The organism is Pseudomonas sp. TAE6080, assembly GCF_018732265.1.
GTDB classification, from domain to species: Bacteria; Pseudomonadota; Gammaproteobacteria; order Pseudomonadales; family Pseudomonadaceae; genus Aquipseudomonas; species Aquipseudomonas brenneri.
On the sequence record NZ_JAHIDY010000026.1, the window covers coordinates 16045 to 42114 of the forward strand.

Consider the following 26070-nt stretch of genomic DNA (forward strand, 5'->3'; position numbering starts at 1 on the left):
ATGCACATTCATATTCTCGGTATTTGCGGCACCTTCATGGGCTCAATGGCGGTCCTGGCCAAAGAGCTGGGCCATCATGTCACCGGCTCCGATGCCAACGTTTATCCGCCCATGAGTACGCAGTTGCAGGCTCAAGGCATTGAGCTGACCCAAGGCTACGACCCGGCGCAATTTGACCCGGTCCCGGACCTTGTAGTGATCGGCAATGCCATGTCCCGTGGCAACCCTGCCGTGGAATACGTGCTGAACAAAGGCCTGCCCTACGTCTCCGGCCCGCAATGGCTGGCCGATCATGTGCTGCAAGGCCGCTGGGTGCTGGCGGTGGCGGGTACTCACGGCAAGACCACTACCAGCAGCATGCTGGCCTGGGTGCTGGAGCACGCGGGCATGAGCCCCGGCTTCCTGATCGGCGGTGTGCCGCAGAATTTCTCGGTATCGGCGCGCTTGGGCGACACGCCGTTTTTTGTAATTGAGGCCGATGAATATGACAGCGCCTTCTTCGACAAACGTTCCAAATTCGTTCACTACCGCCCACGCACGGCGATCCTGAACAATCTGGAGTTCGATCATGCGGATATCTTCCCTGATCTGCCGGCCATCGAGCGGCAATTCCATCACCTGGTGCGCACCATCCCCAGCGAAGGCCTGGTGATCCATCCGACTACCGAGCCGGCTTTGCAGCGCGTGATCGAGATGGGCTGCTGGACGCCGGTGCAAACCACTGGCGCGGGCGGCCAATGGCAGGTCAAGTTGCTCCGCGAGGATGGCTCCAGGTTCGAGGTGCTGTTCGAGGGCGAGGCCCAGGGCATTGTCGACTGGGACATGACCGGCCAGCACAACGTCGCCAACGCCCTGGTGACCCTGGCGGCTGCGCGCCATGTCGGTGTGGTGCCAGCCATGGGTATTGCCGCGCTGAGTGCGTTCAAGAGCGTCAAGCGGCGGATGGAAAAGGTCGCTGAAGTGAACGGGATCACCATCTACGACGACTTTGCCCACCACCCCACGGCAATTGCCACCACGCTTGATGGCCTGCGCAAGCGCGTCGGCGATGCGCCGGTGATCGCCATTATCGAGCCACGCTCCAACTCCATGAAACTGGGCGCACACCGCGACGGCCTGCCGGAAAGCGTCAATGATGCCGACCAGGTGGTGTGGTACGCGCCGGCCAACCTTGGTTGGGATCTGGCGGCCGTGGCCAAACTCTGCAGCGTGCCGTCGATTGTCAGTGATTCGCTGGAAGGCATCATCGAACGGGTCAAGAGCCAGGCCAAACCCGGCACTCACGTGGTGATCATGAGCAACGGCGGTTTCGGCGGCCTGCACGGCAAACTCGCCGAGGCCCTGCAGTGAGCGGGCCGGAGCGCGTCACCCTGGCGATGACCGGCGCGTCCGGTGCGCCTTATGGGTTGCGCCTGCTGGACTGCCTGGTGCGCGAAGACCGCGAGGTGTACTTCCTGATTTCCAAGGCGGCGCAGTTGGTGATGGCCACCGAGACGGATGTCTCGCTGCCGCCCAAAGTGCAGATGATGCAGGCCTTCCTTACCGAATACACCGGCGCGGCGGCGGGGCAGATCAAGGTCTACGGCAAGGAAGACTGGATGTCGCCGGTGGCTTCCGGTTCCGGTGCGCCGGCGGCGATGGTGGTGGTGCCGTGCTCTACGGGCACCTTGTCGGCCATCGCCACCGGGGCCTGCAACAATTTGATCGAGCGCGCGGCCGACGTGACCTTGAAGGAGCGCCGTCAGTTGATCCTGGTGCCGCGCGAGGCGCCGTATTCGAGCATTCACCTGGAGCACATGCTCAAGTTGTCGAACATGGGCGTGACCATCTTGCCGGCGTCCCCGGGCTTTTATCACCAGCCGCAGACCATCGATGACCTCGTGGATTTTGTGGTGGCACGGATCCTCAACCTGCTGAATATCCCCCAGGACATGCTGCCGCGTTGGGGTGAGCATCATTTGAGCAGCGATGAATAAAGCGCTGTTGATCGTGCTGGCGCTGCACCTGGCGGGTTGCGCCACGGCGCGCACCCTGGATGCAGCGAAACCCGGCGCGCCGGTGGTCTATGCGGGGACGCGCCTGGACTTGTATGCGATGCAGGGTGGTTGTTGCGCCATGGATCGCTTCGGTGCGCAAGCGCCGAGCTATCCGGGTCTTGATCTGCCAGCCAGTGCGTTGCTCGACACGCTGTTGTTGCCGCTGTCGGCGTTGACGGTGTTGGGGGTTGGGTTTAATGCTACGGGTGGGTTGTAGCCTGTAGCGATGGATGTTGTCTGGGCGGGCCCTATCGCAGGCAAGCCAGCTCCCACACTTGAATGGATTCACAAATCAAATGTAGGAGCTGGCTTGCCAGCGATGAGGCCCATGCAGGCACCGCAGACTCACTTGCCGAGTTTACGCAACTCATCCGACTCGACAACCCGCACCCCGTCCTGCTCCTCCAGCGCCAGGCGCCACATGGCCCGGGCCAGTTCACACACTTCGATGCCGCGATACTTGCCGGGAATCAGCCGCGACAACGGCCCTGCGAGCTTTTCCGCCAGCCGGGTTTCCAGGCGCTCGCCCAACAGCAGCGAAGGTCGCACGATGGTCAGTTGTGGCCAGCCCTGGGCTTTCAAGGCCTGCTCCATTTCGCCCTTGACGCGGTTATAGAACACCGAGGATTTCGGATCGGCGCCAATCGCGCTGATTACGATCAGGTGCCGCGCTCCCATTTCCCGGGCACGCTTGCCGAACGCCACGACCATGTCCAGGTCGACGGCGCGGAAAGCCGCCTCCGACCCCGCCTTTTTCAGGGTGGTGCCCAGGCAGCAGAAGGCCAGGTCCACCCGCCCGCTCAGTTGCGGCAGGAATACCGCCGGGTCGCCGACGGGGTTTTCCAGGTGCGGGTGTTCGGCCAGCGGGCGACGGCTGGGTGCCAGTACGCGGGTGACGGTGGGCTCGTTGAGCAGGCGGTCCAGCAGATGTTCCCCGGTCAAGCCCGAGGCTCCGGCAAGCAATATATGCTGAGGCGTCAAGTACATGGTGTTTCCCCCCTTGATACAGTTTCAGCTTAGTTGCTCTTTGCTTCCTTGCTATTGATAGAGACGCTTTCCAGCGCCTTTCGTGCCTGCTGTTTACGTAATGATTGCCAGCGGGCGATGACGCTCTTGGGGGCCCAGATCTGCGGTTCGGAGGCTTCGAAATTGTCGGCCATCTCTCGTTCGGTCACATGCCGTTGCGCCAGCTTGAAGGCGTGCTGCAAGTCGTCGGTCTGGTTCAGGGCCTGGGCGAACAGTGCGTCGCCAAAGTAGGTGAAGTCGGCTTCTTCCGAGCAGCCGAACGACACACGATCGGCGCGCGAGGCGGTCATGATCAGGGTGTGTTCATCCTTGAGCGCCGGGATGAACCCACCGGAGTAGCACGCGGAAATAACAATGACCTTGTCGCGGTTTTTCAGTGGCGCCATCACGGCGGCCAGTTCGTCGCTCGGCAGGTCGGCCAATTCCATGCGCGGTTGGTCGAGCACCAGTTGGTGTTCGTGGGTGCCATGGCTGGTCAGGTAGATAAACACCAGATCTTCGGGGCCGGTGCGTTCGGCCAGGGTCTGTATGGCACGGCGCAGGCTTTCGCGGGTCGCCATCGGGCGGTCGGCGATATGGTCGCGGTGGTTGACCAGGCGGATCTGGCCGCGTGCGCCGAAGCGACTGGCCAGCAGGTTGCTGACATAGTCGGCCTCGCGCAGGAATACGCTTTGCTTGCCGTCACCAGCCACCACCAGGCTGTACAGCTCGACGGCCGGGGTAGACGCCGGCACGGCCGCGAGGGCCTCATCAAGTAAGTGGCCCTGGGCCAGTACTCCGACTTCGAGGGTATCGGGCAACAGCTTGCCGTCGGCATCGCGCACGCGCAGGCCGTTGAGCCAGGTTCCGGCTTGCACGGTGCCGTCGGTGAGCACCAGGGTGCCCTGGCCCTGATAACTGTCGTTGTCGAAGCCGCCGACGTAGAAGCTGCCGTCGCTGAGGTTCAGGCGCCCTTCACCGGTAAAGCGCCAATCACTGAATTGCCCGATGTAATGGCTGCCATCCACACCGGTCAGTTCGCCCTTGCCGCTCAGGGCGCCTTCGCGGAACTCGCCGGTCCACACGTCGCCATCGGCGTTTTCATAACGACCCTTGCCGTTGAGTTGGTTCTGCTTGAAGTGGCCGATGTACATGTCGCCTTCGGCACTGTTGAAGGTGCCGTTGCCTTCCAGTTGGCCGTTGACGAAGTGACCGCTGAACTGGTTGCCACTGTCGTCGTTGCGCTGGCCTTCACCGTTGGGCTTGCCGTGGGCGAACAGCCCCTGGTATTGACTGCCGTCCGCCAGCTCCAGGCGCCCGAGGCCGGAATACTGGTCGTCCTTGAACTCGCCGCGATAGGTCATTTGCCCCTCTTTGAGGGTGCCTTCGCCATTGCGCCGGCCTTGTTTGAAGCCGCCGACGTAGGTGTTGGCCGCCGTGGTCAGGGTGCCCTGGCCATCAAACAGACCTTGCTGGAACTGCCCTTTATAGACTTCGCCGTTGCTGCCGTGCCATTCACCCTGGCCGTGCCACTGGCCCTTGTCGAATTGCCCGGCGTACCAACTGCCATTGGGGTAGTCCACCCGGCCCTGGCCTTGCAGCAGCCCATCGACCACATCCCCGCGATAACGCCCGCCGTCCGGCAGCCGTGCGTCGGGCGGCAACAGGGATTCGCCGTCGCCGCAAGCGGTGAGCAACAAGGCCAGAGCAAGGGGAACGATTGGGCGCATAGCGGGATCCGGATAATTGAGCGCCGAGTATGCCGCAGCGGGGGAAGCTATACCTAGTGGTCTGTGTGGTAATCAGGACTTGTCGGCGATGGCGTCGGCAAAAACGCCGTCGCCGGCAAGTTGGCTCCTACATGTGCATCAGACGAAGCAGAGTGATAACGACTCGGCGATATAGGCGGGTTTTTCCTGGCCGTCGATTTCCAGGGTGCAGGTCGCCTTGAGTAACCACTGGCCAGGTTTTTTCTCGGTTGCGTCGGTAAGGGTCACTGCCAGGCGCACCTTGGAATTGACTTTAACCGGCTGGATAAACCGCACGCTGTCCAGGCCGTAGTTGACGGCCATCTTCAAGCCTTCAGGCATGATCAGGATGTCTTCGATCAGCTTGGGGATCAGCGACAACGACAGGAAGCCATGGGCAATGGTGCTGCCAAATGGGGTCTGGGCGGCTTTCACCGGGTCGACGTGGATGAACTGATAGTCGCCGGTGGCTTCTGCGAACAGGTTGATACGCTCCTGGTCGATGGTGAGCCATGCGGAACGTCCCAGTTCCTTGCCGACATAATCATTGAGTTGCGCTACAGGTACGAAGGGCATTGCGACTCTCCTTGGTTCATCAATCTATTCCCCTGTAGGGGCGAGCCTGCTCGCGAAGAACCCAATGTCACCGCGTACTGCCTGGGTGCGCGCGTTATCGTTGACGATTTTCGCGAGCAAGCTCGCTCCTACAGGGGGGATGTTGTTTTCGGTGGATTACAGAGAACCAATGTAGATCATCATGGGCCAATGGTCCGGTCAACCCACCATGCTTTTGGCGAATGCCAGTTCATAGGGGCTGCATGCTTATAATGGCCAAGGGCTTTTGGAGGGAAGGCAGATGTTGTTACGCGGTTTGACTTGGCTGGTGTTGTTCCAATTGCTGGGCACGGCGATCAATCATTTGTTCCTGCCGGTCTTGCCGGGGCCGATTGTCGGCCTGCTGTTGCTGCTGGCGTATCTGGTGTGGCGCGGCGAAGTCGGCGAGCCGTTGAGCCTGGCGGCCAGCAGCCTGTTGCGTTACCTGCCGTTGCTGCTGGTGCCGCCGGCGGTGGGGGTGATGGTGTATGCCAAGGACATTGCTGCCGATTTCTGGGCCATCGTCGGCGCGCTGGTGTTATCGCTGGTGATCGCCATGGGCTTTGTCGGCGTGTTGATGCAAAAGCTGGTCAAGCGCCAGGCACGGCGGGAGGAGGGGCAATGACCTTCGATTGGCAGGGCGCGTGGGCCGCGGTGATCCACCATCCTTTATTTGGCATCGGCATTACCCTGGGTGCCTATCAACTGGTACTGGCGGGGTATGAAAAGACCCGCTGGATCTTCCTGCAACCGGTGCTGGTATCGATGTTGCTGGTGATCGGCGTGTTGCTGGGGTGTGGGCTGACCTACGTCGAGTACCGCAAAAGCACCGAGATCATGAGCATCCTGTTGGGCCCGGCCACCGTGGCGCTGGCGGTGCCGCTGTATCTGAACCTGCGACGGATTCGTCAGCTGTTCTGGCCGATTTTTACTACGCTGGTGGTGGGTGGTGTGTTTGCCACCGGCCTGTGTGTGTGGCTGGGATGGTGGTTTGGTGCCGAACACATGGTGCTGATGACCATGGCGCCCAAGTCGGTGACCTCGCCCATCGCCATGCTGGTGGCCGAGCAGATCGGTGGCGTCGCGGCACTGGCGGCGGTGTTCGTGCTGATCACCGGGGTGATTGGTGCGATGATCGGGCCGGCCTACCTGTCGCGCCTGGGGGTACACAGCCCGGAGGCGCGGGGCATGGCCCTGGGCATGACCGCCCATGCTGTCGGCACCTCGGTGGCCTTGCAGGAAAGCGAGGAGTGCGGCGCCTTTGCCGCATTGGCGATGAGTTTGATGGGCGTGGCCACGGCAGTGTTCCTGCCACTGGCCGTGTCTTTGGCGATTTAAGTCGGGTTTAAGGAACGCTTTATGAGTCTGGCGCTGTTCCCTCTCAATACCGTGCTGTTTCCAGGCTGCACCCTCGACCTGCAACTGTTCGAGGCGCGCTACCTGGACATGATCGGCCGCTGCATGAAAAAGGGCGAAGGCTTCGGCGTGGTCTGCATCCTTGATGGCCAGGAAGTCGGCCTGGCACCCGATGGCTATGCAGTGATTGGTTGCGAAGCGCTGATTCGTGATTTCAAGCAGCAGGACAATGGCTTGCTGGGGATTCGTGTCGAGGGTGGGCGCAGGTTTCGGGTGCGCGAGGCGGATGTGCAGCGCGATCAACTGTTGGTAGCAGATGTCGAGTGGCTGGAAGACCTCCCCGAGCGCCCGTTGGACGAGGAGGATGCTGATTTGTTGGCGCTGCTTGAGGCCCTGGCGGAGCACCCGATGGTCGCCTCGCTGGACATGGGTGCCGATGCGCAGGGGCAGCAGGTGTTGGGCAACCGCCTTGCCTACCTGTTGCCGTTCACCGACGCCGACAAGATCGAGTTGCTGCAACTCGACGACCCCCAGCAGCGTCTGGATGCGATCCAATTGCTGCTGGATGAGTTGCAGGGTGAACTGTTTCCCTGAGCCGGGTTGCCTCGGATTTATCCACGCAAGGTTCGGATTTTTCTTCGATGCCGGGTGCCCATCGCCTGAAATAGTGGAGCTTCAGCCACTACTGTCAGGGAATGAACATGATTCGATTGTCGCCATCGGAGCAGCCGATCTGGGATGCTTTTTTTGTCAGTGTGACCGCGCAATTGATTCAGCAGGCCGGCGATCGTGGCCCGGAGTACATTGCCGAGCGGGCTGCCGAAATCGCCGATGAGATGTTGTTCGAACGCCGGGAGCGCTGCGCTGAACGGCGTAGCGCTCCCGTGGACTGGGTCGGTCCGGCCTAGATCAGTAGGCGTAGCGCAGCAGGGCGTGGGAGGTCCCGGTCAGGGCAAAGAACCCCAGAACCGCCACGCATCCCGGCACGATCAGCCACCACACCTTTGGCGTCATGGGTGGTAGCGAGCTCTGGCGCTGGCTCAGCGTCAGGCTGAAGGCGCAAACCGTCATTGCTAGCAAGGTGCCAGCCAGGATGTCGCTCGGCCAGTGCGCCCCCAGATACACCCGTGACAGTGCAATGGCGGCGGCCGGGATCGCTCCCAGCAGCAGCCAGGCCAGGCGCATGCGAATCGGTTGGTCGCGACCGGCCAGCACCGCCAGCGCGAGGAAGAACGCAAATGAGCCCGAGGCGTGACCGCTAGGCATGCTGAAGCTGGTCAGGGGGTCGACGAGGATTTCTGGTCGGCCACGGGCAAAGAACAGCTTGCTCCCGGTATTGATCAGCGCGGCGCCCAGCAGTGTGGCGCCGACAAAGATCCCCTGGCGCCATTGCCGTGCCAGGAACAGCAGGCCGGTCAGCACGGCGCTGGCGACGAACATCTTCTTGAACTCACCCAACTGCGTGATCATCACCATGACCCGGTCCATGGTCGGGCTGCGATGCTCCTGGACCAGGGCCATCAAGCCCTGGTCAAAGTGGTTCAGGTACGGATAACCGATAAACATCGCAATCAACAAGGCCAGGCTGGCGCAGCCCACCCACAGCGTGGCCCGGCGGTGGCCGCGCAGGGTGCTGTTGAGGGCGATACCGAACAACACGGCCAGACAGGCGGCAACCACCCCAGCCTCAGGCCAGAACCCTTCGGGCAGCGGCAGGCGGAACGCTGCACCTGCGGCCCAGCCAGGCAACAGGTAGGCGACCGACCAGCCAGCGGCGGCCAGCACGCTGACGGCAGCAAAGCGCGGGAATGGCATGTCGCACATCCCGGCGACCATGGGCAGCATGGGGCGCAGCGGGCCAATGAAGCGTCCTACCAGCAGGCTGACGATGCCGTACTTCTGAAAGTAGGCTTCGGCACCGTCCATCCATTCGGGATGATGACGCAGGCCGGGCAGGCGCCGGATATTCTGGTGGAAATGCCGACCCAGGTAGTAGGAAATCCCATCGCCCAGCAGCCCGCCGAGCAAGCCCAGCAGCAGGGTTTCGCCCAGGGACAACGCACCACTGCCGGCCAGTGCGGCAATGGCGAACAGCAACACCGTACCTGGCACGATAATCCCGGCAATGGCCAGGCACTCCACAAACGCGACGATAAACACCGCCGCCGCCAGCCATTGCGGGTTAAGGGTCAGCCAGCCAGTAATGCCATCGAGCCATGGGCCCATACAATCACTCCATCAATGGTCGTATCCTCTGTAGGGGCGAGCTTGCTCGCGAAAATCGCTAACGATAACGCGGGCATCCTGGATAAACCTGGCGCCTGGACGTTTTTCGCGAGCAAGCTCGCCCCTACAAGAGGACGCAGGTTTTCAAATCAAAACGTAGTCGCGGCCTTCGACCTGACCGCGTCGCAACGGGTTCCGTGTGCAATACGCCGCATAGCCGGCGTCGACGAAGCGATACATCAAGTGTTCATCCCGCCCACCGGGAATGCCCAGGCGGGTGGTCTGGATAATCTGCGCGGGCGTAAGGCTCACATCCTCGACGTACAGTCGCAGCGGGTCGAAGCGCTTGGCGTCCCACATTGGCACCTTCAAACCCAAGGCCTTGCACAGCAGTGTTTGCCCGGCGCAGAGCTTCTGTGCCGGGCGCGGCCGGCCGCTGGCGTCAGGGTTGTTCAGCAGCATTTGCGCCAGGCTGCCCGGCCCTGAGACCTCATCCACCCACGGGTAGGCCGACTTGATCAGCACGGCATTGCCCGGCCCTTGGGCGCTGAAGTTCAGGGAGTCGCCACCACGGGCGTAGTACATATAGATGTGCCCGCCATCCAGAAACAAAGCCTTACGCTTTTCTGTGTAGCCGAGGGATGCATGGCTGCCTTTTTCGGCCAGGTAATAGGCCTCGGTTTCAATAATTCGCGCCGACAGCCACACATCTCCGGCGCGATGGCGGATGACTTTGCCCAGCAAATCTTTCGCGAGCGTTTGCGCGTCGCGGTCGAAAAAGCCATCAGGCAGGGGGCTGGCGGGGATCTTGGGCGAAAAACTGGACATGACGATTGACGGTTGCGCAGGCCAAATGTGACAGGATGATATCAACTCCAGGCTTAATCACCGCTGAACGTCGTCTTTTTGCAGTTCATTTCGACCATCCGCCCCTCACCGCTGTCCGTAGGACGGCGCGACAGCTATAATCTGCCGCTTTCCTCTTTGCCAAGACCTCCAGACCATGACTGAGTCCGTTCTTGACTACATGACCCGCCTGGGTCGCGCTGCCCGTCAGGCCTCGCGGTTGATCGCCCGTGCGAGCACTGCGCAGAAGAACCGTGCCCTGCTGGCTGCCGCCGACGCTCTGGATGCCTCGCGCTCCGAGCTGATCGCCGCCAACGAGCAGGACCTGGCCAATGGCCGGGCCAATGGTCTGGAACCGGCACTGCTCGATCGCCTGGCGCTGACGCCGGCACGTATCGACGACATGATCGAAGGCCTGCGCCAGGTGGCCAAGCTGCCTGACCCCATCGGTGAAATCCGCGACATGCGCTACCTGCCGTCCGGGATCCAGGTCGGCAAGATGCGCGTGCCCCTGGGTGTGATCGGCATCATCTATGAGTCGCGTCCGAACGTGACCATCGACGCTGCGAGCCTGTGCCTCAAGTCCGGCAACGCCACCATCCTGCGTGGCGGCTCCGAGGCCATCAACTCCAACCGCGCCATCGCCGCCTGCATCCAGCAAGGCCTGGCCGTGGCCGAGTTGCCAGCACACGTGGTGCAAGTGGTGGAAACCACCGACCGCGCTGCCGTGGGCGCGCTGATCACCATGCCTGAATTTGTCGACGTGATCGTGCCGCGCGGTGGCAAGAGCCTGATCGAGCGCGTCAGCCGCGATGCCAAGGTGCCAGTGATCAAGCATTTGGATGGCGTCTGCCACGTATATATCGACATTGCGGCCGATCTCGACAAGGCGATCCGCATTGCCGATAACGCCAAGACCCACCGCTACGCGCCGTGCAACACCATGGAAACCCTGTTGGTCCACGCCGGCATTGCCGAGCGCGTGTTGCCGCCATTGGCTGCGATCTATCGTGACAAGGGTGTTGAGCTGCGCGGCTGCGAGCGTACCCGGGCGTTGCTGGGCGGCGATGTAATCGAAGCCACTGAGCAGGATTGGTACACCGAATACACCGCGCCGATCCTGTCGATTCGGATCGTTGATGACCTGGACCAGGCCATCGAGCACATCAATACCTACGGCTCCAAGCACACCGATGCGATTGTTTCCGAGCATTTCAGCGATGCCCGGCGTTTCCTCACCGAAGTGGACTCCGCGTCGGTGATGATCAACGCTTCGACACGCTTTGCCGACGGCTTTGAATATGGCCTGGGGGCGGAGATCGGTATTTCCACCGATAAGCTCCACGCCCGTGGCCCGGTTGGCCTGGAAGGCTTGACCAGCGAGAAGTACGTGGTCTTTGGCGATGGCCATGTGCGCACTTGATGGGTAAACGCATCGGGCTGCTCGGCGGTACCTTCGACCCCGTGCACATCGGCCATTTGCGCAGTGCCCTGGAAGTGGCGGATACCCTCGGGCTGGAAGAGCTGCGGCTGATCCCCAACGCCAGGCCGCCGCACCGGGATACACCGCAGGTCAGCGCGCAGGAGCGCCTGGCAATGGTGCAGTGCGCGGTGGCCGGGATTGCCCCGTTGGTGGTGGACGACCGCGAGCTCAAGCGCGATAAACCGTCCTACACTATCGACACCCTGGAACAGACGCGGGCCGAGTTGGCTGCCGATGACCAGTTGTTTCTGCTTTTGGGCTGGGACGCATTTTGCGGCCTGCCCACTTGGCATCGCTGGGAAGAGTTGCTCCAGCATTGCCACATCCTGGTTTTGCAACGCCCGGATGCCGACAGCGAACCGCCGGATGCCTTGCGCAACCTGCTGGCAGCGCGGTCGGTAAGTGACCCACAGGCCCTGACCGGGCCGAGTGGGAATATTGCATTCGTCTGGCAGACCCCGCTTGCGGTGTCCGCCACCCAGATCCGTCAACTGCTGGCCAGCGGTAAGTCGGTACGTTTCCTGGTGCCTGACGCGGTCCTGGCCTACATCGATGCGCACGGGCTTTACCGTGCGTCGAACTGAAAAGGCGCGCTTGAAGGCACGAATAGTCGTGTATTGAAGCGCCCGAACTAATGAGCAAAACGAGTTTTATATGACGAACAAAGACGTAAGCAAAGTTAAGCGCAAAGGCACCTTCAAGAGCGCACCGTTGCCGGTGGAAGCCCTGCTGGTCCCGGCTCCTGAGGGCGAAGCGCTGGTAGCGCTGGCCGTCGCCGCCCTGGAAGACGTGAAGGCCCAGGACATCCAGGTCCTGGACGTGCGCGACAAGCAAAGCATCACCGACTTCATGATCATCGCCACCGGTACTTCCAACCGCCAGATCGGCGCGATGCTGGACAAGGTCCGCGAAGCCGTCAAAGCCCAGGGCGTCAAGCCATTGGGTGAAGAAGGCAAGGGCGACAGCGACTGGGTACTGGCTGACCTGGACACGGTGATCGTGCACATGATGACCAGCAACGCTCGCCAGTTCTACGACCTGGAGCGCTTGTGGAAAGGTGCCGAGCAGAGCCGTGCCGCCGATGGCAAGCACCACAGCCCTGAAGTCGGCCACGCGCACTTCGACAAGCTCAACAAAGACCAGGAATAAGGAACGGCTGTGCGCTTGCGCCTGATCGCTGTCGGTTCACGCATGCCCAAGTGGGTGGAAGAAGGCTGGCATGAATATGCCAAGCGTCTGCCATCCGAACTGGCGCTGGAGCTGGTGGAAATACCGCTCAACACCCGGGGCAAGAACGCCGATGTGGCGCGCTTTATCCGTCAGGAAGGCGAGGCGATGCTGGCCAAGGTCGGTCCCAACGAGCGCATCGTCACCCTTGAGGTGCACGGCAAGCCCTGGAGCACCGAGCAGTTGGCGGTGGAACTGGATCGCTGGCGCCTGGATTCGCGCACGGTCAACTTCATGGTCGGCGGCCCCGAGGGGCTGGCGCCGGAAGTCTGCGCGCGGGCCGACCAGCGCTGGTCGCTGTCGCCCCTGACGCTGCCGCATCCGCTGGTACGGATCCTGATCGGTGAACAGCTGTATCGCGCCTGGACAGTCCTGTCCGGGCACCCTTATCACAAATAGTCTGCGCCCTGCCTGATGACCCAGCCGATCCGCATCAAGGACCACGAGAAAGACGCACGTCTTGTACGCGCGCGTGTGATCTTTGGCGCGATCGCGGTGGTGGTGCTGATGTGCGTGTTGATCGCCCGTCTGTATTACTTGCAGGTGATCCAGTACGAATATCACTCCACGCTGTCGGAAAACAACCGGGTGCATGTGCAGCCGATTCCGCCGACCCGTGGCCTGATTTTCGACCGCAATGGCGTGGTGATCGCCGATAACCGGCCCAGTTTCAGCCTGAGCATGACCCGCGAGCGCTCCGGTGACTGGCAGCAGATCCTCGATGTGATTGTCGAGGTGCTGCAACTGACTCCGGAAGACCGGGTAATCTTCGAAAAGCGCATGAAGCAGGGGCGGCGTCCGTTTGAACCGGTGCCGATCCTGTTTGAGCTGACTGAAGAGCAGATCGCCAGGATCGCGGTGAACCAGTTCCGCCTGCCGGGTGTGGAGGTGGTGGCGCAGTTGGTGCGCCATTACCCGCAAGGGGCGCACTTTGCCCACTCGGTCGGTTACATGGGGCGGATCAACGAAAAAGAGCTGAAAACCCTCGATCCGGTCAACTACAGCGGCACCCACCACATCGGCAAGACCGGTATCGAGCGTTTCTACGAGCCGGAACTGCACGGCCAGGTGGGTTACGAGGAAGTCGAGACCAACGCTCGTGGCCGTGTGTTGCGGGTACTCAAGCGGACCGACCCGATCCCCGGCAAGGACATTGTCCTGAGCCTGGATATCAAGTTGCAGGAGGCCGCAGAAATGGCCCTTGGCGGCCGGCGCGGCGCGGTGGTTGCGCTGGATCCGAACACCGGCGAGGTCCTGGCAATGGTCAGCCAGCCGAGTTTCGACCCCAACCTGTTTGTGACCGGGATCAGCTTCAAGGCCTATGCCGAGTTGCGCGACTCCATCGACCGGCCGCTGTTCAACCGGGTGCTGCGCGGTCTGTATCCGCCGGGTTCGACCATCAAGCCGGCGGTGGCGATTGCCGGCCTGGATGCTGGTGTGGTCACCGCTTCCAGCCGGGTCTACGATCCGGGTTACTACATGTTGCCCAACTACGATCACAAATACCGTAACTGGAACCGCACCGGCGACGGCTATGTGGACCTGGATACGGCGATCATGCGTTCCAACGACACCTACTTCTATGACCTGGCCCACAAGCTGGGGATCGATCGTTTGTCGACCTACATGGGCAAGTTCGGCCTCGGTCAGAAAGTGTCCCTGGACATGTTTGAAGAATCCCCAGGCCTGATGCCTTCCCGGGAATGGAAGCGCGCCACCCGTCGCCAGGCCTGGTTCCCTGGCGAGACCCTGATCCTGGGGATCGGCCAGGGCTACATGCAGGCCACGCCCTTGCAACTGGCCCAGGCCACGGCGCTGGTGGCCAGCAAGGGCAAGTGGATTCGCCCGCACCTGGCCAAGACCATCGAGGGTGAAAAGCCGGTGGATGACAACCCGATCCCGGACATCATCCTGCGTGACCCATCCGACTGGGCCAAGGTCAACCACGGCATGCAACAAGTGATGCACGGTGCGCGGGGCACTGCGCGCAAGGCGGCTACCGGTGCGCAGTACCGGATTGCCGGCAAGAGCGGTACCGCCCAGGTGGTCGCGATCAAGCAGGGCGAGAAATACGACCGCTCCAAGGTTCAGGAGCGCCATCGTGACCACGCCTTGTTCGTCGGTTTCGCCCCGGCCGACAACCCGAAAATCACCGTAGCAGTCATGGTCGAAAACGGTGAGTCCGGTTCGGGTGTGGCCGCTCCGGTGGTGCGCCAGATCATGGACGCCTGGTTGCTGGATCAGGACGGCAAGCTCAAGCCTGAGTTTGCCAACCCTTCAAGCGCGGAGGCTACGGCCCGTGAAGAGTAATTTTGACCGCATCCTCTCCAGTGAAGATGTGATGCGTCGCCGCGCCACCTTGTTGCAGCGCATGCACATTGATGGCCCGTTGCTGATCCTGCTGCTGACCCTGGCGGCTGGCAGCCTGTTTGTCCTGTATTCGGCCAGCGGCAAGAACTGGGACCTGTTGATCAAACAGGCGTCGTCGTTCGGTCTGGGCCTGTTGTCGATGGTGGTCATCGCCCAGCTGGAACCGCGTTTCATGGCGCGCTGGGTACCGCTGGGGTATGTCGCCGGCGTCCTGTTGCTAGTGGTGGTGGATGTCATGGGGCATAACGCCATGGGTGCCACCCGCTGGATCAACATCCCGGGGGTGATTCGCTTCCAGCCGTCGGAATTCATGAAGATCCTGATGCCGGCCACCATCGCCTGGTACCTGGCCAAGCGCACGTTGCCGCCGCAGCTCAAGCACGTGGGGATCAGCCTGATCCTGATCGGCATTCCGTTCATTCTGATTGTGCGCCAGCCAGACCTTGGCACCGGCCTGCTGATCCTTGCGGGCGGTGCGTTCGTGCTGTTCATGGGCGGCCTGCGCTGGCGCTGGATCGTCAGTGTGCTGGTGGCGGCCGTGCCGGTGGCGATCGCCATGTGGTTCTTTTTCATGCACGATTATCAGAAGCAGCGGGTGCTGACCTTCCTCGATCCCGAGAGCGATCCGTTGGGCACCGGCTGGAATATCATCCAGTCCAAGGCCGCCATCGGTTCCGGCGGGGTGTTTGGCAAGGGCTGGCTGCTCGGCACCCAGTCGCACCTGGACTTCCTGCCGGAAAGCCACACCGACTTTATTATCGCGGTGATGGGCGAAGAGTTCGGCCTGGTGGGCATTTGCGCGCTGCTGCTGATCTACTTGCTGTTGATCGGGCGCGGCCTGGTAATCACCGCGCAAGCGCAGACGTTGTTCGGCAAATTGCTGGCCGGTGCGCTGACAATGACTTTTTTTGTTTACGTTTTCGTCAACATCGGTATGGTCAGTGGCCTGCTGCCGGTGGTTGGGGTGCCGTTGCCGTTCATTAGCTACGGCGGAACTTCGCTGGTGACATTACTGTCAGCGTTTGGGGTTTTGATGTCGATCCATACCCATCGTAAGTGGATCGCACAGGTTTGAATAAGGTGAAGATGTCAATGCAAGTAATGCGCGGCTGGGCTGCTCGGTATGCGTCCTGTCTGGGCCTGTTGGGCGCCTTCGGCGTTTCACCGCAGGCCTTGGCCGGCGATTACGACGGCTCGCCCCAGGTCGCCGAATTTGTCGGTGAGATGACCCGTGACTACGGTTTCGCCGGCGAACAGCTGATGGGCGTGTTCCGCGAGGCTCAGCGCAAGCAGGCGATCCTCGACGCGATCTCCCGGCCCGCCGAGCGCGTCAAACAGTGGAAGGAATATCGCCCGATGTTCCTCACCGACGCCCGTGTGGCACGGGGTGTGGACTTCTGGCGCCAGCACGAGGCCGTGCTGGCTCGTGCCGAGAAAGAATACGGCGTGCCGGCCCAGGTGATCGTGTCGATCATCGGTGTTGAAACCTTTTATGGGCGCAATACCGGCAGTTATCGGGTGATCGATGCCTTGTCGACCCTGGGCTTCGATTACCCGCCTCGCGCCGAATTCTTCCGCAAGGAACTGCGTGAGTTCCTGCTGCTGGCCCGTGAAGAGCAGGTCGACCCACTGACCCTCAAAGGCTCCTACGCCGGGGCCATGGGCCTGCCACAGTTCATGCCCAGCAGCTTTCGCGCCTACGCCGTGGATTTTGACGGTGACGGCCACATCAATATCTGGAGCAATCCCGATGATGCCATTGGCAGCGTTGCCAGTTACTTCAAGCGTCATGGCTGGGTAGGTGGCGAACCGGTGGTGATCCGTGCGGATGTCACGGGGGATCGCGCCGATGAAGGCCTGACCCAGGGTATCGAACCGGTGAAAACCGTCGGGGAGTTGCGGGCGCTGGGCTGGTCAAGTCATGATGCGCTGCGCGATGATATGCCGGTTACTGCCTTCCGCCTGGAAGGCGCCGATGGCCCTGAATACTGGATGGGCCTGAAGAATTTTTACGCAATCACGCGTTATAACCGCAGTGTGATGTACGCCATGGCCGTGCATCAGCTGTCAGACATGCTGGTTCAAGCACGGGGCGTCAAGTAATGCGGGTATCGCCAATCAATAAACCGCTCAAGCTGGTGGCGCTGGCCGCATTGTCCTTGCTGGTTGTCAGTTGTTCCACCAGCCGTGCGCCGACGCAGAAGGCCGCTGGCCCGGTAGTCCGCGCGCAGCCTGGGCTGGATATCAACCGGGCCCACAAGGACGGCGCGCCGTGGTGGGACGTCGACGTCTCGCGTATCCCGGATGCCACGCCGACCTTGCATACCGGCAACTATAAGGCCAACCCCTACACTGTACTGGGCAAGACCTACTTCCCGCTGCAAGAGTCCAAGAACTACGTGCAATCGGGCACAGCGTCCTGGTACGGCACCAAGTTCCACGGCCAGAACACCGCCAACGGCGAGGTGTACGACCTGTACGGCATGAGCGCGGCGCACAAGACCTTGCCGCTGCCGGCCTATGTACGGGTGACCAACCTGGACAACAACCGCGTGGTGATCCTGCGGGTCAACGACCGCGGGCCGTTCTATTCCGACCGAATCATCGACTTGTCCTACGCTGCCGCGAAAAAACTCGGTTATGCCGAATCCGGCACGGCGCGGGTCAAGGTCGAAGGCATCGACCCGGCCCAATACTGGGCGCAGCGCGGCAAGCCGGCGCCGTTGATGCTCAACGAACCACAAAGCGCACAGCCGCAGATCACCGCCTCGGCGGGCAAGGTCGAACAGTGGACGCCGCCGCCCCAGCAACACGCTGCGCCAGTCGTGGCCGTGCCACAGGCGGCGCCGGGCAGTGCAGCGGGCGGGCAGTACCTGCAAGTCGGCGCTTTCGCCAACCCGGATGCGGCAGAACTGTTAAGGTCCAAGCTCAGCGGGATGGTCAGCGCGCCGGTATTTATCAGCTCCATCGTGCGTAACCAGCAGACCCTGCACCGGGTACGCCTGGGCCCCATCGGCTCGGCGGGCGAAATTGCCCAAGTGCAGAACAGCGTGCGATTGGCCAACCTGGGTCAGCCCAGCGTGGTCAGCGCTGAATAAACAGTAGCGGATCGAGGGTGCTGGCGCGCTTGCGTGCCGGGGCCCTGGTTGCAGGCTCGTCGAATAATAAAAACCCGAAGGCAAGGGTTGAGCTGGCAACTGAATACGCGACAGCCTGGCAACGGGTTGTCTGAATGTTTTGCCCGCGAGGGCAAGTTTCCATAAGCAATTTCGAGAGACGGATGAACATCACCACCTTAGCCAAACGCCTGTGCCTGCTTGTCCCGCTGATCATCGCGCCCGCTGCCTGGGCCGTCGAAATGATGCCAGCTCCACCGCAACTGGCTGCCAAGTCCTACGTGCTCATGGATGCCGCCAGCGGCAACGTGCTGGTCGAAAACAACGGTGACCAGCGCCTGCCGCCAGCCAGCCTGACCAAGCTGATGACCGCCTACATCGCAACCCTGGAAATTCGTCGTGGCCAGATCGGTGAAAACGATCCGGTGACCGTCAGCGAAAACGCCTGGCGTACCGGCGGTTCGCGGATGTTCATCAAGGTCGGCTCCCAGGTGACTGTCAGCGACCTGCTGCACGGCATCATCATCCAGTCCGGCAACGACGCCAGCGTCGCCCTGGCCGAGCACATTGCCGGCAGCGAAGATGCATTCGCCGACATGATGAACAAAACCGTGACTGACCTGGGCATGACCAACAGCCACTTCATGAACCCGACTGGCCTGCCAAACCCAGACCACTACTCGTCGGCCCATGACATGGCGATCCTGGCGCGCGCGATCATTCGTGTCGACCCGGTGCACTACGCCATCTACTCCCAGAAAGAGTTCTTCTGGAACAACATCAAGCAACCTAACCGCAACCTGTTGCTGTGGCGCGACAAGACCGTCGACGGTCTGAAAACCGGCCACACTGACGAAGCGGGCTACTGCATGGTGTCCTCGGCAGTACGTGACGGCCAACGCCTGATTGCCGTGGTGTTCGGCACCAACAGTGAACAGGCCCGAGCGGCTGAAACCCAGAAGCTCTTGACCTACGGTTTCCGCTTCTTCGAAACCCAGACCTTCTACCAGAAGGGCGCTGAACTGGCCCAGGCTCCGGTCTGGAAAGGTACCGAGCGTCAAGTCAAGGCCGGCCTGGCTGACGACCTGACCCTGACCATGCCTAAAGGCCAACTGAAGAAACTGGCTGCCAGCATGACCATGAACCCACAACTGACCGCGCCAATCGCCAAGGGCGATGTGATCGGTAAAGTCGAAGTGAAGCTGGACGACAAAGTCGTACACAGTGCCGATCTGATCGCACTCGACGCTGTTGAGGAAGGTGGTATCTTCCGCCGCGTGTGGGATAGCATCCGTCTATTCTTCTACGGCTTGTTCAACTGATTGTGTGCACCCGCAAAGCCCCGCGTTGATCCGACGCGGGGCTTTGCTCGTCGCCACGGCTTACCGCTTACGAGGCCGTTACGCCATGACCGATAAAGAAGTAAAGGCGCCAAAGATCGAATTCCCGGTGGTGGACTATCCCATCAAGGTGATCAGCGATACCGGTGTCGGCCGCAAAGACCTGATCCTCGAAATCGTGCGCAAGCACGCTACGATCAACGATCAGCGCGTGGATGAGCGATCCAGCTCTACCGGCAAATACACCACGATCCAGTTGCACATCGTTGCGACTGATCAAGACCAGCTCTACAACATCAACAGTGAACTGCGGGCCACCGGCTTCGTGCACATGGTGTTGTGATGTCACAGGTCCTGGGCTTTCGCGAGCTTGGCCAGATGGCCTACGAGCCGGTCTGGCATGCGATGCAACGGTTCACCAACGAGCGCGGCACTTCGGCTCCTGATGAAATCTGGCTGGTGGAACACCCGCCGGTATTCACCCAGGGCCAGGCCGGCAAGGCTGAGCATCTACTGCTTCCGGGTGATATTCCGGTGGTGCAGGTCGACCGAGGTGGCCAAGTGACTTACCATGGCCCCGGGCAACTGGTGGCCTATCTGCTATTGGATGTGCGCAAGCTGGGGTTTGGCGTGCGTGATCTGGTCAGTCGCATGGAAACCTGCCTGATCGAGCTGTTGGCCAGCTACGGCGTAACCGCGGCAGCCAAGCCCGATGCACCAGGTGTGTATGTCGACGGCGCGAAAATCGCCTCTCTGGGCCTGCGCATCCGCCATGGTTGTTCCTTTCACGGCCTGGCCCTGAACGTGGACATGGACCTGGCGCCGTTTCGCCGGATCAATCCCTGTGGTTACGCCGGTTTGGCCATGACCCAGTTGAGCGATCATGCAACACCCATAGAATTTGCCGAGGTAAGTGCCCGGCTGCGCGCGCAGCTCGTCAAACACCTCGACTATGCTGAGCAGACGACCCTGACGGGCGGAATCGACTGATATGACTACTGATGTTGTGCAAACCATGATCCCGACGCTGGACATTACCGACCGTCCGGCCCCGGCTCCGCGTGCCAAGGTGGAAGCCGGCGTCAAGCTGCGCGGCGCCGAGAAGGTTGCACGCATCCCGGTGAAGATCATCCCGACCACCGAACTGCCGAAAAAGCCCGACTGGATCCGCGTACGCATCCCGGTCTCGCCGGAAGTCGACCGTATCAAGGCCCTGCTGCGCAAACACAAGCTGCACAGCGTGTGTGAAGAGGCCTCTTGCCCGAACCTGGGTGAGTGTTTCTCCGGCGGCACCGCGACGTTCATGATCATGGGTGATATCTGCACCCGTCGTTGCCCGTTCTGCGACGTTGGCCACGGCCGGCCCAAGCCTTTGGACGTCAACGAGCCAGAAAGCCTGGCCATCGCCATTGCCGACCTGAAACTCAAGTACGTGGTGATCACCTCGGTAGACCGCGATGACCTGCGTGACGGCGGCGCCCAGCACTTTGCCGACTGCATCCGCGAAATCCGCAAACTGTCGCCGAACGTGATGCTCGAAACCCTGGTCCCTGACTACCGTGGCCGGATGGACGTGGCGCTGGAAATCACCGCCGCCGAGCCGCCAGATGTGTTCAACCACAACCTGGAAACCGTGCCACGCCTGTACAAGGCCGCGCGTCCGGGCTCGGACTACCAGTGGTCGCTGACCCTGCTGCAGAAATTCAAGCAGATGATGCCGCACATCCCGACCAAATCCGGCCTGATGCTGGGCCTGGGCGAAACCGACGAAGAAGTGATCGAAGTCATGAAGCGCATGCGCGAACACGACATCGACATGTTGACCCTCGGCCAATACCTGCAACCGTCGCGCAGTCACTTGCCAGTGCAGCGCTTCGTGCACCCGGACACCTTTGCCTGGTTTGCCGAAGAAGGCTACAAGATGGGCTTCAAGAACGTTGCCTCGGGCCCGCTGGTACGTTCGTCGTACCACGCCGACGAACAGGCCAAGCTGGTCAAGGCGAGCCTGGTTTCGTAAGCCGCACCGCAGAATCAATGTGGAATGCGGGCTTGTGTGGGAGCGGGCTTGCCCGCGATAGCATCACCTCGGTGCAACTGATATACCGAGGCGCCTGCATCGCGAGCAAGCCCGCTCCCACATTGGGTTCTGCGTTACAGATAGGGAGAACATGGATGACCGCTCAACCGAGTGCCGTCGTACCCGCGTTGCGAGTTGAAGGCACTATCGGCCTGATCGCCCCCGCCGGCCCCGCCGCACTGGATGTGGAAAAGGCCGGGCAATGGATGCGTACCCGTGGCTACGAGCTGCGGATCTTCTCGGGGGTGTATGAGCGCGACGGCTACCTGGCCGGCAGCGACAAAGTACGCCTGCGTGACCTGCATGCGGCCTTCGCCGACCCAGATATCGACGCCATCTTCTGCCTGCGCGGTGGCTACGGCACCCCGCGCTTGCTCGACGGTGTGGATTTTGCCCTGCTGGCCGCCAACCCCAAGCCTTTCGTCGGCTACAGCGATATCACCGCGTTGCACCTGGCAATCAGCCGCTACGCCGGTTTTGTGACCTTCCACGGCCCGATGCTCAATGCCGACCTGCTGGGTGACAAGCAACAGCCCACCGAATCATCGCTGTTCAGCCTGCTGCGTGGCCAACTGGGCGCAGGCAGTGTGCTGGCGCACCCGGTGGCCTACCCGTTGACCACCGTTGAGCCAGGCATCGCCAGTGGGCGCCTGCTGGGGGGCAACCTGTCAATGATCGCGGCCGTGATGGGCACGCCGTTCGAAATCGATGCCGAGGGCATCATCCTGTTTATCGAGGACGTCAACGAACCGATCTACCGCATCGACCGCCTGCTGACGCATTTGCGCCTGGCGGGCAAGTTGGCGCAGGTTCGCGGTGTGCTGGTGGGGGATGTGGCAGGGGTGGATAGCGTTGCACTGGAGCGGCTGTTGAAGCAGACCTTCGAGCCGTTATGCATCCCGGTCCTGGCTGGCTGGCGCAGCGGCCATTGCGACCCGAACCTGACCTTGCCGATGGGCGCCTTGGTAAGACTGGATGCGGGGGAGCAGCGGTTGGTGCTGGAGCAGGATGTGGTGTTCAAACCCTGAGTATTTAGTCGTCTGTCAGGCCGTTATCGCGGGCTTGCCCGCGATAACGGCAGTTGCCTTACGCAGTTCTAGCGGTTCTGCAAGGATTCCAGCAACTTCACCGTCGGATACCCATCCGCCGGCCAGCCCAGCGACTGCTGCGCCGCACGAATCGCCTTGCGCGTATTGGCGCCGATAATCCCATCCGGGTTGCCAGCGTCATAACCCTTGGCGCTCAACACCGTCTGCAGCTCGATACGCTGGGAGCGGGTCAGTGGCAGTTCGTCCGTTGGCCAATCCCCGCGAATCACCCCGCCACCGCCAAAGCGCTCGGACAACAGGCCGACCGCCAGGGCGTAGGACGACGAGTTGTTGTACTTGAGGATTGCGCGGAAGTTATCCAGCACCAGGAACGCCGGGCCACGATGGCCGGCCGGCAGCAGCAGGGCGGCGGACAGCGCCTCGACATTGGGCGGGACGCTGGCACCGGGCGGCACCTGCAGCCCGAGTTTCAGCCATTCACCCACCGGCTTGCGCACTACGCCATCAGCCAGGGCGTAATCGAAGTTTGCCGGCAATTGCTGCACCTCAAAGCCCCACGGCTGGCCTTTCTGCCAGCCGGAGCTTTGCAGGTAGTGCGCGGTGGAGGCGAGGGCGTCGGCGGAACTGTTCCAGATGTCGCGGCGCCCGTCACCGTCGAAGTCCACCGCGTGGGTGTTGTAGGTGGTTGGAATGAATTGGGTCTGGCCCATGGCGCCGGCCCAGGAGCCGCGCATCTGCTCGGCCGGGATATCACCGTGCTGGATGATTTGCAGCGCGGCCAGCAATTGCGCCTGGGCGAATGCCGGGCGACGGCCTTCGTAGGCCAGGGTCGCCAGGGAGCGGATCACCGAATTGTTGCCCTGGAACGAGCCGAAGTTGCTTTCCATGCCCCATACCGAGACCAATACCTGGCGATCCACGCCGTAGCGTTGTTCGATGCTTTGCAGGATATCGGCATGCTTGATCAGCAATGCCTGGCCGTTACGCACGCGCAACGCCGACAAGGCGCCGTTGAGGTATTCCCACACCGGCCGGGAAAACTCCGGCTGGCTGCGGTCGGCACGGATGATCGCCATGTCAGGGGTAACGTTGGCGAAGGCGCTGTCGAACACTGCAGGCGTAATGCCGGCTTTCAGGGCTTCGACGCGAAAACCTGCCTGCCATTCGGCGAAGGTCTGGGTCGGTTGGATATCAAGATTGGTCACGGCCAGGGGCGCAACTACGGCAGGTGCGGCAACCGGTGCGGGCAGGAACGTAGGCAGGGGCTGAGCGTCGGCGGCGGTAGGTTTTTCGGCGCAGGCGACTAACAGGATCAGGCTGGAGGCAGCAATCAATTGGCGAAGGTGCCAACGACGGGAAAGACTAGAGGGCATGCACAGGTCCAGGAAATACGAATCAGGTGCAGACCTTATCATGCCAGAGGGGCGCTTGCCTTCAGGCAGCCAGAAAGTAAGAAGCCTCCCAGCTATTAGACTGGAAGGCTTCGCGGCGGTAGCTGCCTTTGCCTTTGCCGGCTCGTTCCTGGCGACTGCGGAACAACGGCTGGGCAATGAGGGATTTGGCCTTGTTGGGGCCATGCTTGGATGGCTTTTTGCTCATGATCGGTGCTCTCCGATGGGTGGGTGATGCGGTGCGAATCATCTGCCGAAGTTTGCCGGCTGTCCAGCCCGGCGCGATGTAGGACATGGCCTCGGTCTGAATGTGAAATGCCGGCTTGTGTGGGAGCGGGCTTGCTCGCGAAAGCGCAGTGTCAGTCACCTGGTCCATTGACTGACACACCGTCTTCGCGAGCAAGCCCGCTCCCACATTGGTTTTGTATTGCTCTGGGGATTTGTTATTCGGCGGGGAGTGCCAGGCGTTGGCCTGACATAAGCAGCGACAAACGGCTCAAACTCATCCACGGCGACCCGGCAGCCTGGCCCTTGATCTGCGCATCGATGCGCTGGGCTTCGAGCAACAATTGCGCCCAGCGTTGCGCCGAGTGCCGTTGCAGGGCCTTGCTCATCAGTGGCTTGCGCTTGTCCCACACGGGTGGACGGGCCTGGCTGAAGCATTTGTCCAGTGGCGTGCCTTGGCTGTATTGCAGGGCAATATTGGCCAGCACGCGCAGTTCGCGGGCCAGGGCCCAGAGAATCACTGGCGGCTCCACGCCTTCGCCGCGCAGCCCTTCGAGCATGCGCAGGGCATGCGCCGGTTCGCCATTGAGAATCGCGTCCACCAGCCCGAATACGTCAAAACGCGCACTGTCGGCCACCGCACCTTGCACGGTTTCGACGGTGATTTGCCCGTCTTCGGCCATCAGCTTGAGTTTTTCGATTTCCTGGGCGGCGGCCAGCAGGTTGCCCTCGACCCGAGCAGCAATCAGCTCGACAGCATCCTGGGTGGCAGACAGCCCGGCTTGCGACAGGCGCTGGCGAATCCATTGCGGTAACTGGTTGCTGTCGACAGGCCAGATCTGGATGAACTGGGTTTGCGCCCCTTCCACCAGCGCTTTGCCCCACTTGGTCTTCTGCGCACTGCCATCGAGCTTGGGCAAGCTGATCAGCAACAGCGTGTCCTCGGCAGGGCGAGCACAGTATTCCATCAGGGCTGCCGCGCCTTTGTCGCCGGGCTTGCCCGAGGGCAGGCGCAATTCCAACAGGCGTTTTTCGGCAAACAGCGACATGCTGGCCCCGGCCTGGAGCAGGGTGCCCCAGTCGAAGCTGGCGTCGGCGCTGAACACCTGGCGTTCATCAAAGCCTTGCTGGCGCGCAGCTTGGCGAATGGCGTCGGCGGCTTCCTGGCACAGCAGCGGGTCATCGCCGCTGACGATGTACACAGGCGCAAGACTGCCTTGCAGGTGTTTGGCGAGTTGGGCGGGGGCGAGTTTCATAGGCTGGGTGGACGGGGCGCATGACGCGCCCCGTCTGGTTTACTCGGCTGGGACTTCAACAGGCGATTGCTTGGGGATGCTGTTTTCATAGTCTTGCGCGGCTTTCAGCGCCTCGGCATCCGCCTTGGCCTTGGCGTCGGCAGTCTGCTGCAGGGCATCCAGTTGGGCCGGGCTGATCATCTGCAGACGCAGGACCATACGCTGGACCAGGTCACGGCGCATTTCATTGCGCACCTGGTTGACCTCGGTATCCGAACCGACAAGGTTGTTACCGTCATGCGTCACGACTTTCTGCACTTGCAGCTTGTCGCTGATCAGTGGCAACTGGTCGTGGCCCTGGATCTGGAACACGAGCACGCTGCTCAGCTCAATGTCCGAAGAGCGACCGGCGCTGGCGTAGCTGAGGTTGCGCTGGGTTTCTTTCTCGTCGACCAGCACCAGTTTGTAAGCTGCGCCGGAATAGACTTTGACGCCGCTGTTTTCCAGGGTTTGACGCAGCTGAGTCACGGTTTCACCATAGGCGTTGCGTGCGCTGACATCCAGCTCCTTGATAGCCAGCTCAGTAGTGCCGGTGCCGCGCAGCTGGAAGCCGCAAGCGCTCAACAATACGGCAAGGCCCATAACCAGCAGGTTGCGTTTGATCATTTTATTGCTCCCCTTGAAACCATGTGGGCCTTATCGAGGCCCTGGAGGTTTTGTTCGGCGCCAAGGCTCTTGCCCTGGCG

The 26070-nt window shown here is 61.6% G+C and carries 29 protein-coding genes; 20 read left to right on the forward strand and 9 right to left on the reverse strand.

Features of this window, described 5'->3' with window-relative positions; all coding sequences use genetic code 11:
• From mpl to KL786_RS18995, 3 genes are read left to right on the forward strand one after another with little or no spacing between them, the layout of a single operon-like run.
• Positions 1 to 1350, forward strand: a complete 1350-nt coding sequence (gene mpl, locus KL786_RS18985) for a UDP-N-acetylmuramate:L-alanyl-gamma-D-glutamyl-meso-diaminopimelate ligase (RefSeq protein ID WP_032861668.1) — start codon at positions 1 to 3, stop codon at positions 1348 to 1350.
• Positions 1347 to 1976, forward strand: coding sequence for a flavin prenyltransferase UbiX (ubiX, locus tag KL786_RS18990; RefSeq protein ID WP_032861669.1), 630 nt, complete (start codon positions 1347 to 1349; stop codon positions 1974 to 1976). The genes mpl and ubiX overlap by 4 nt, the downstream gene beginning before the upstream one ends.
• Positions 1969 to 2253 carry a YceK/YidQ family lipoprotein gene (locus KL786_RS18995; protein ID WP_215518602.1) on the forward strand — a complete coding sequence of 95 codons (285 nt, stop codon included), beginning with the start codon at positions 1969 to 1971 and terminating at the stop codon, positions 2251 to 2253. The genes ubiX and KL786_RS18995 overlap by 8 nt, the downstream gene beginning before the upstream one ends.
• 128 nt (positions 2254 to 2381) lie before the next feature.
• On the opposite strand, the gene KL786_RS19000 is transcribed toward KL786_RS18995, so the two are convergent.
• From KL786_RS19000 to KL786_RS19010, 3 genes are all read right to left on the reverse strand, one after another.
• A complete protein-coding gene (locus tag KL786_RS19000; protein WP_090292147.1) occupies positions 2382 to 3023 on the reverse strand; it encodes an oxidoreductase in 642 nt (213 codons plus the stop codon).
• Between the two features lie 29 nt (positions 3024 to 3052).
• Positions 3053 to 4771 (reverse strand): C13 family peptidase, encoded by a 1719-nt coding sequence (locus KL786_RS19005; RefSeq protein ID WP_215518603.1) that lies wholly within the window; start codon positions 4769 to 4771, stop codon positions 3053 to 3055.
• Positions 4772 to 4909: 138 nt separating this feature from the next.
• Positions 4910 to 5365, reverse strand: coding sequence for a MaoC family dehydratase (locus KL786_RS19010; RefSeq protein ID WP_032861675.1), 456 nt, complete (start codon positions 5363 to 5365; stop codon positions 4910 to 4912).
• Positions 5366 to 5645: 280 nt separating this feature from the next.
• Between KL786_RS19010 and KL786_RS19015 the strand changes: the two genes are divergently transcribed.
• The 4 genes from KL786_RS19015 (at position 5646) to KL786_RS19030 (ending at position 7647) form a co-directional block, all read left to right on the forward strand.
• Complete coding sequence (locus KL786_RS19015) at positions 5646 to 6008, forward strand: CidA/LrgA family protein (protein WP_032861676.1); 363 nt, start codon at positions 5646 to 5648, stop codon at positions 6006 to 6008.
• Positions 6005 to 6721 (forward strand): LrgB family protein, encoded by a 717-nt coding sequence (locus KL786_RS19020; RefSeq protein WP_065942795.1) that lies wholly within the window; start codon positions 6005 to 6007, stop codon positions 6719 to 6721. Before KL786_RS19015 ends, KL786_RS19020 begins: the two co-directional genes overlap by 4 nt.
• 21 nt (positions 6722 to 6742) lie before the next feature.
• On the forward strand, positions 6743 to 7333 hold the full coding sequence (locus KL786_RS19025) for an LON peptidase substrate-binding domain-containing protein (RefSeq protein WP_032861680.1): 591 nt from the start codon (positions 6743 to 6745) through the stop codon (positions 7331 to 7333).
• Between the two features lie 107 nt (positions 7334 to 7440).
• Positions 7441 to 7647: a hypothetical protein gene (locus KL786_RS19030; protein ID WP_215518604.1), complete on the forward strand. Its 207-nt coding sequence runs from the start codon at positions 7441 to 7443 to the stop codon at positions 7645 to 7647.
• Position 7648: 1 nt separating this feature from the next.
• On the opposite strand, the gene KL786_RS19035 is transcribed toward KL786_RS19030, so the two are convergent.
• Positions 7649 to 8965, reverse strand: a complete 1317-nt coding sequence (locus KL786_RS19035) for a bifunctional DedA family/phosphatase PAP2 family protein (protein WP_215518605.1) — start codon at positions 8963 to 8965, stop codon at positions 7649 to 7651.
• A 144-nt stretch (positions 8966 to 9109) separates the two neighbouring features.
• A complete protein-coding gene (locus KL786_RS19040) occupies positions 9110 to 9793 on the reverse strand; it encodes a DNA-3-methyladenine glycosylase (RefSeq protein WP_215518606.1) in 684 nt (227 codons plus the stop codon).
• A gap of 175 nt (positions 9794 to 9968) precedes the next feature.
• Between KL786_RS19040 and KL786_RS19045 the strand changes: the two genes are divergently transcribed.
• From KL786_RS19045 to KL786_RS19105, 13 genes are all read left to right on the forward strand, one after another.
• Positions 9969 to 11234, forward strand: coding sequence for a glutamate-5-semialdehyde dehydrogenase (locus tag KL786_RS19045; RefSeq protein WP_215518607.1), 1266 nt, complete (start codon positions 9969 to 9971; stop codon positions 11232 to 11234).
• Positions 11234 to 11878 carry a nicotinate-nucleotide adenylyltransferase gene (nadD, locus tag KL786_RS19050; RefSeq protein ID WP_032861688.1) on the forward strand — a complete coding sequence of 215 codons (645 nt, stop codon included), beginning with the start codon at positions 11234 to 11236 and terminating at the stop codon, positions 11876 to 11878. The genes KL786_RS19045 and nadD overlap by 1 nt, the downstream gene beginning before the upstream one ends.
• Positions 11879 to 11948: 70 nt before the next feature.
• Positions 11949 to 12443 (forward strand): ribosome silencing factor, encoded by a 495-nt coding sequence (gene rsfS, locus KL786_RS19055; protein WP_032861691.1) that lies wholly within the window; start codon positions 11949 to 11951, stop codon positions 12441 to 12443.
• Between the two features lie 9 nt (positions 12444 to 12452).
• Positions 12453 to 12920 carry a 23S rRNA (pseudouridine(1915)-N(3))-methyltransferase RlmH gene (gene rlmH, locus KL786_RS19060; protein WP_003185785.1) on the forward strand — a complete coding sequence of 156 codons (468 nt, stop codon included), beginning with the start codon at positions 12453 to 12455 and terminating at the stop codon, positions 12918 to 12920.
• A 15-nt stretch (positions 12921 to 12935) separates the two neighbouring features.
• Positions 12936 to 14831, forward strand: coding sequence for a penicillin-binding protein 2 (mrdA, locus tag KL786_RS19065; protein ID WP_215518608.1), 1896 nt, complete (start codon positions 12936 to 12938; stop codon positions 14829 to 14831).
• A 31-nt stretch (positions 14832 to 14862) separates the two neighbouring features.
• A complete protein-coding gene (gene rodA / locus KL786_RS19070) occupies positions 14863 to 15966 on the forward strand; it encodes a rod shape-determining protein RodA (RefSeq protein WP_050593408.1) in 1104 nt (367 codons plus the stop codon).
• Positions 15967 to 15983: 17 nt separating this feature from the next.
• Positions 15984 to 16994: a lytic murein transglycosylase B gene (mltB, locus tag KL786_RS19075; RefSeq protein ID WP_215518609.1), complete on the forward strand. Its 1011-nt coding sequence runs from the start codon at positions 15984 to 15986 to the stop codon at positions 16992 to 16994.
• Positions 16994 to 17989, forward strand: coding sequence for a septal ring lytic transglycosylase RlpA family protein (locus KL786_RS19080; protein ID WP_032861700.1), 996 nt, complete (start codon positions 16994 to 16996; stop codon positions 17987 to 17989). Before mltB ends, KL786_RS19080 begins: the two co-directional genes overlap by 1 nt.
• 182 nt (positions 17990 to 18171) lie before the next feature.
• On the forward strand, positions 18172 to 19329 hold the full coding sequence (locus tag KL786_RS19085; RefSeq protein ID WP_029292257.1) for a D-alanyl-D-alanine carboxypeptidase family protein: 1158 nt from the start codon (positions 18172 to 18174) through the stop codon (positions 19327 to 19329).
• Positions 19330 to 19414: 85 nt separating this feature from the next.
• A complete protein-coding gene (locus tag KL786_RS19090; protein ID WP_015886061.1) occupies positions 19415 to 19690 on the forward strand; it encodes a DUF493 domain-containing protein in 276 nt (91 codons plus the stop codon).
• Entirely contained in the window at positions 19690 to 20337 is a 648-nt protein-coding gene (gene lipB / locus KL786_RS19095; RefSeq protein WP_032861701.1) for a lipoyl(octanoyl) transferase LipB, read from the forward strand. The genes KL786_RS19090 and lipB overlap by 1 nt, the downstream gene beginning before the upstream one ends.
• A gap of 25 nt (positions 20338 to 20362) precedes the next feature.
• The gene (gene lipA / locus KL786_RS19100) at positions 20363 to 21364 is read left to right on the forward strand and encodes a lipoyl synthase (protein ID WP_162237654.1); all 1002 of its coding nucleotides are present in this window, start codon (positions 20363 to 20365) and stop codon (positions 21362 to 21364) included.
• A 155-nt stretch (positions 21365 to 21519) separates the two neighbouring features.
• Positions 21520 to 22452 (forward strand): S66 peptidase family protein, encoded by a 933-nt coding sequence (locus KL786_RS19105; RefSeq protein ID WP_215518610.1) that lies wholly within the window; start codon positions 21520 to 21522, stop codon positions 22450 to 22452.
• Positions 22453 to 22520: 68 nt separating this feature from the next.
• On the opposite strand, the gene KL786_RS19110 is transcribed toward KL786_RS19105, so the two are convergent.
• The 4 genes from KL786_RS19110 to KL786_RS19125 all read right to left on the reverse strand — a co-directional run bounded on the left by KL786_RS19110 (position 22521) and on the right by KL786_RS19125 (position 25990).
• Positions 22521 to 23846: a lytic murein transglycosylase gene (locus KL786_RS19110; RefSeq protein WP_215518611.1), complete on the reverse strand. Its 1326-nt coding sequence runs from the start codon at positions 23844 to 23846 to the stop codon at positions 22521 to 22523.
• A 61-nt stretch (positions 23847 to 23907) separates the two neighbouring features.
• Positions 23908 to 24072 carry an alternative ribosome rescue factor ArfA gene (gene arfA / locus KL786_RS19115; protein WP_032861705.1) on the reverse strand — a complete coding sequence of 55 codons (165 nt, stop codon included), beginning with the start codon at positions 24070 to 24072 and terminating at the stop codon, positions 23908 to 23910.
• A 235-nt stretch (positions 24073 to 24307) separates the two neighbouring features.
• Complete coding sequence (holA, locus tag KL786_RS19120) at positions 24308 to 25345, reverse strand: DNA polymerase III subunit delta (RefSeq protein WP_032861707.1); 1038 nt, start codon at positions 25343 to 25345, stop codon at positions 24308 to 24310.
• Positions 25346 to 25384: 39 nt separating this feature from the next.
• Entirely contained in the window at positions 25385 to 25990 is a 606-nt protein-coding gene (locus KL786_RS19125; protein ID WP_215518612.1) for an LPS-assembly lipoprotein LptE, read from the reverse strand.
• Positions 25991 to 26070: the final 80 nt, after the last annotated feature.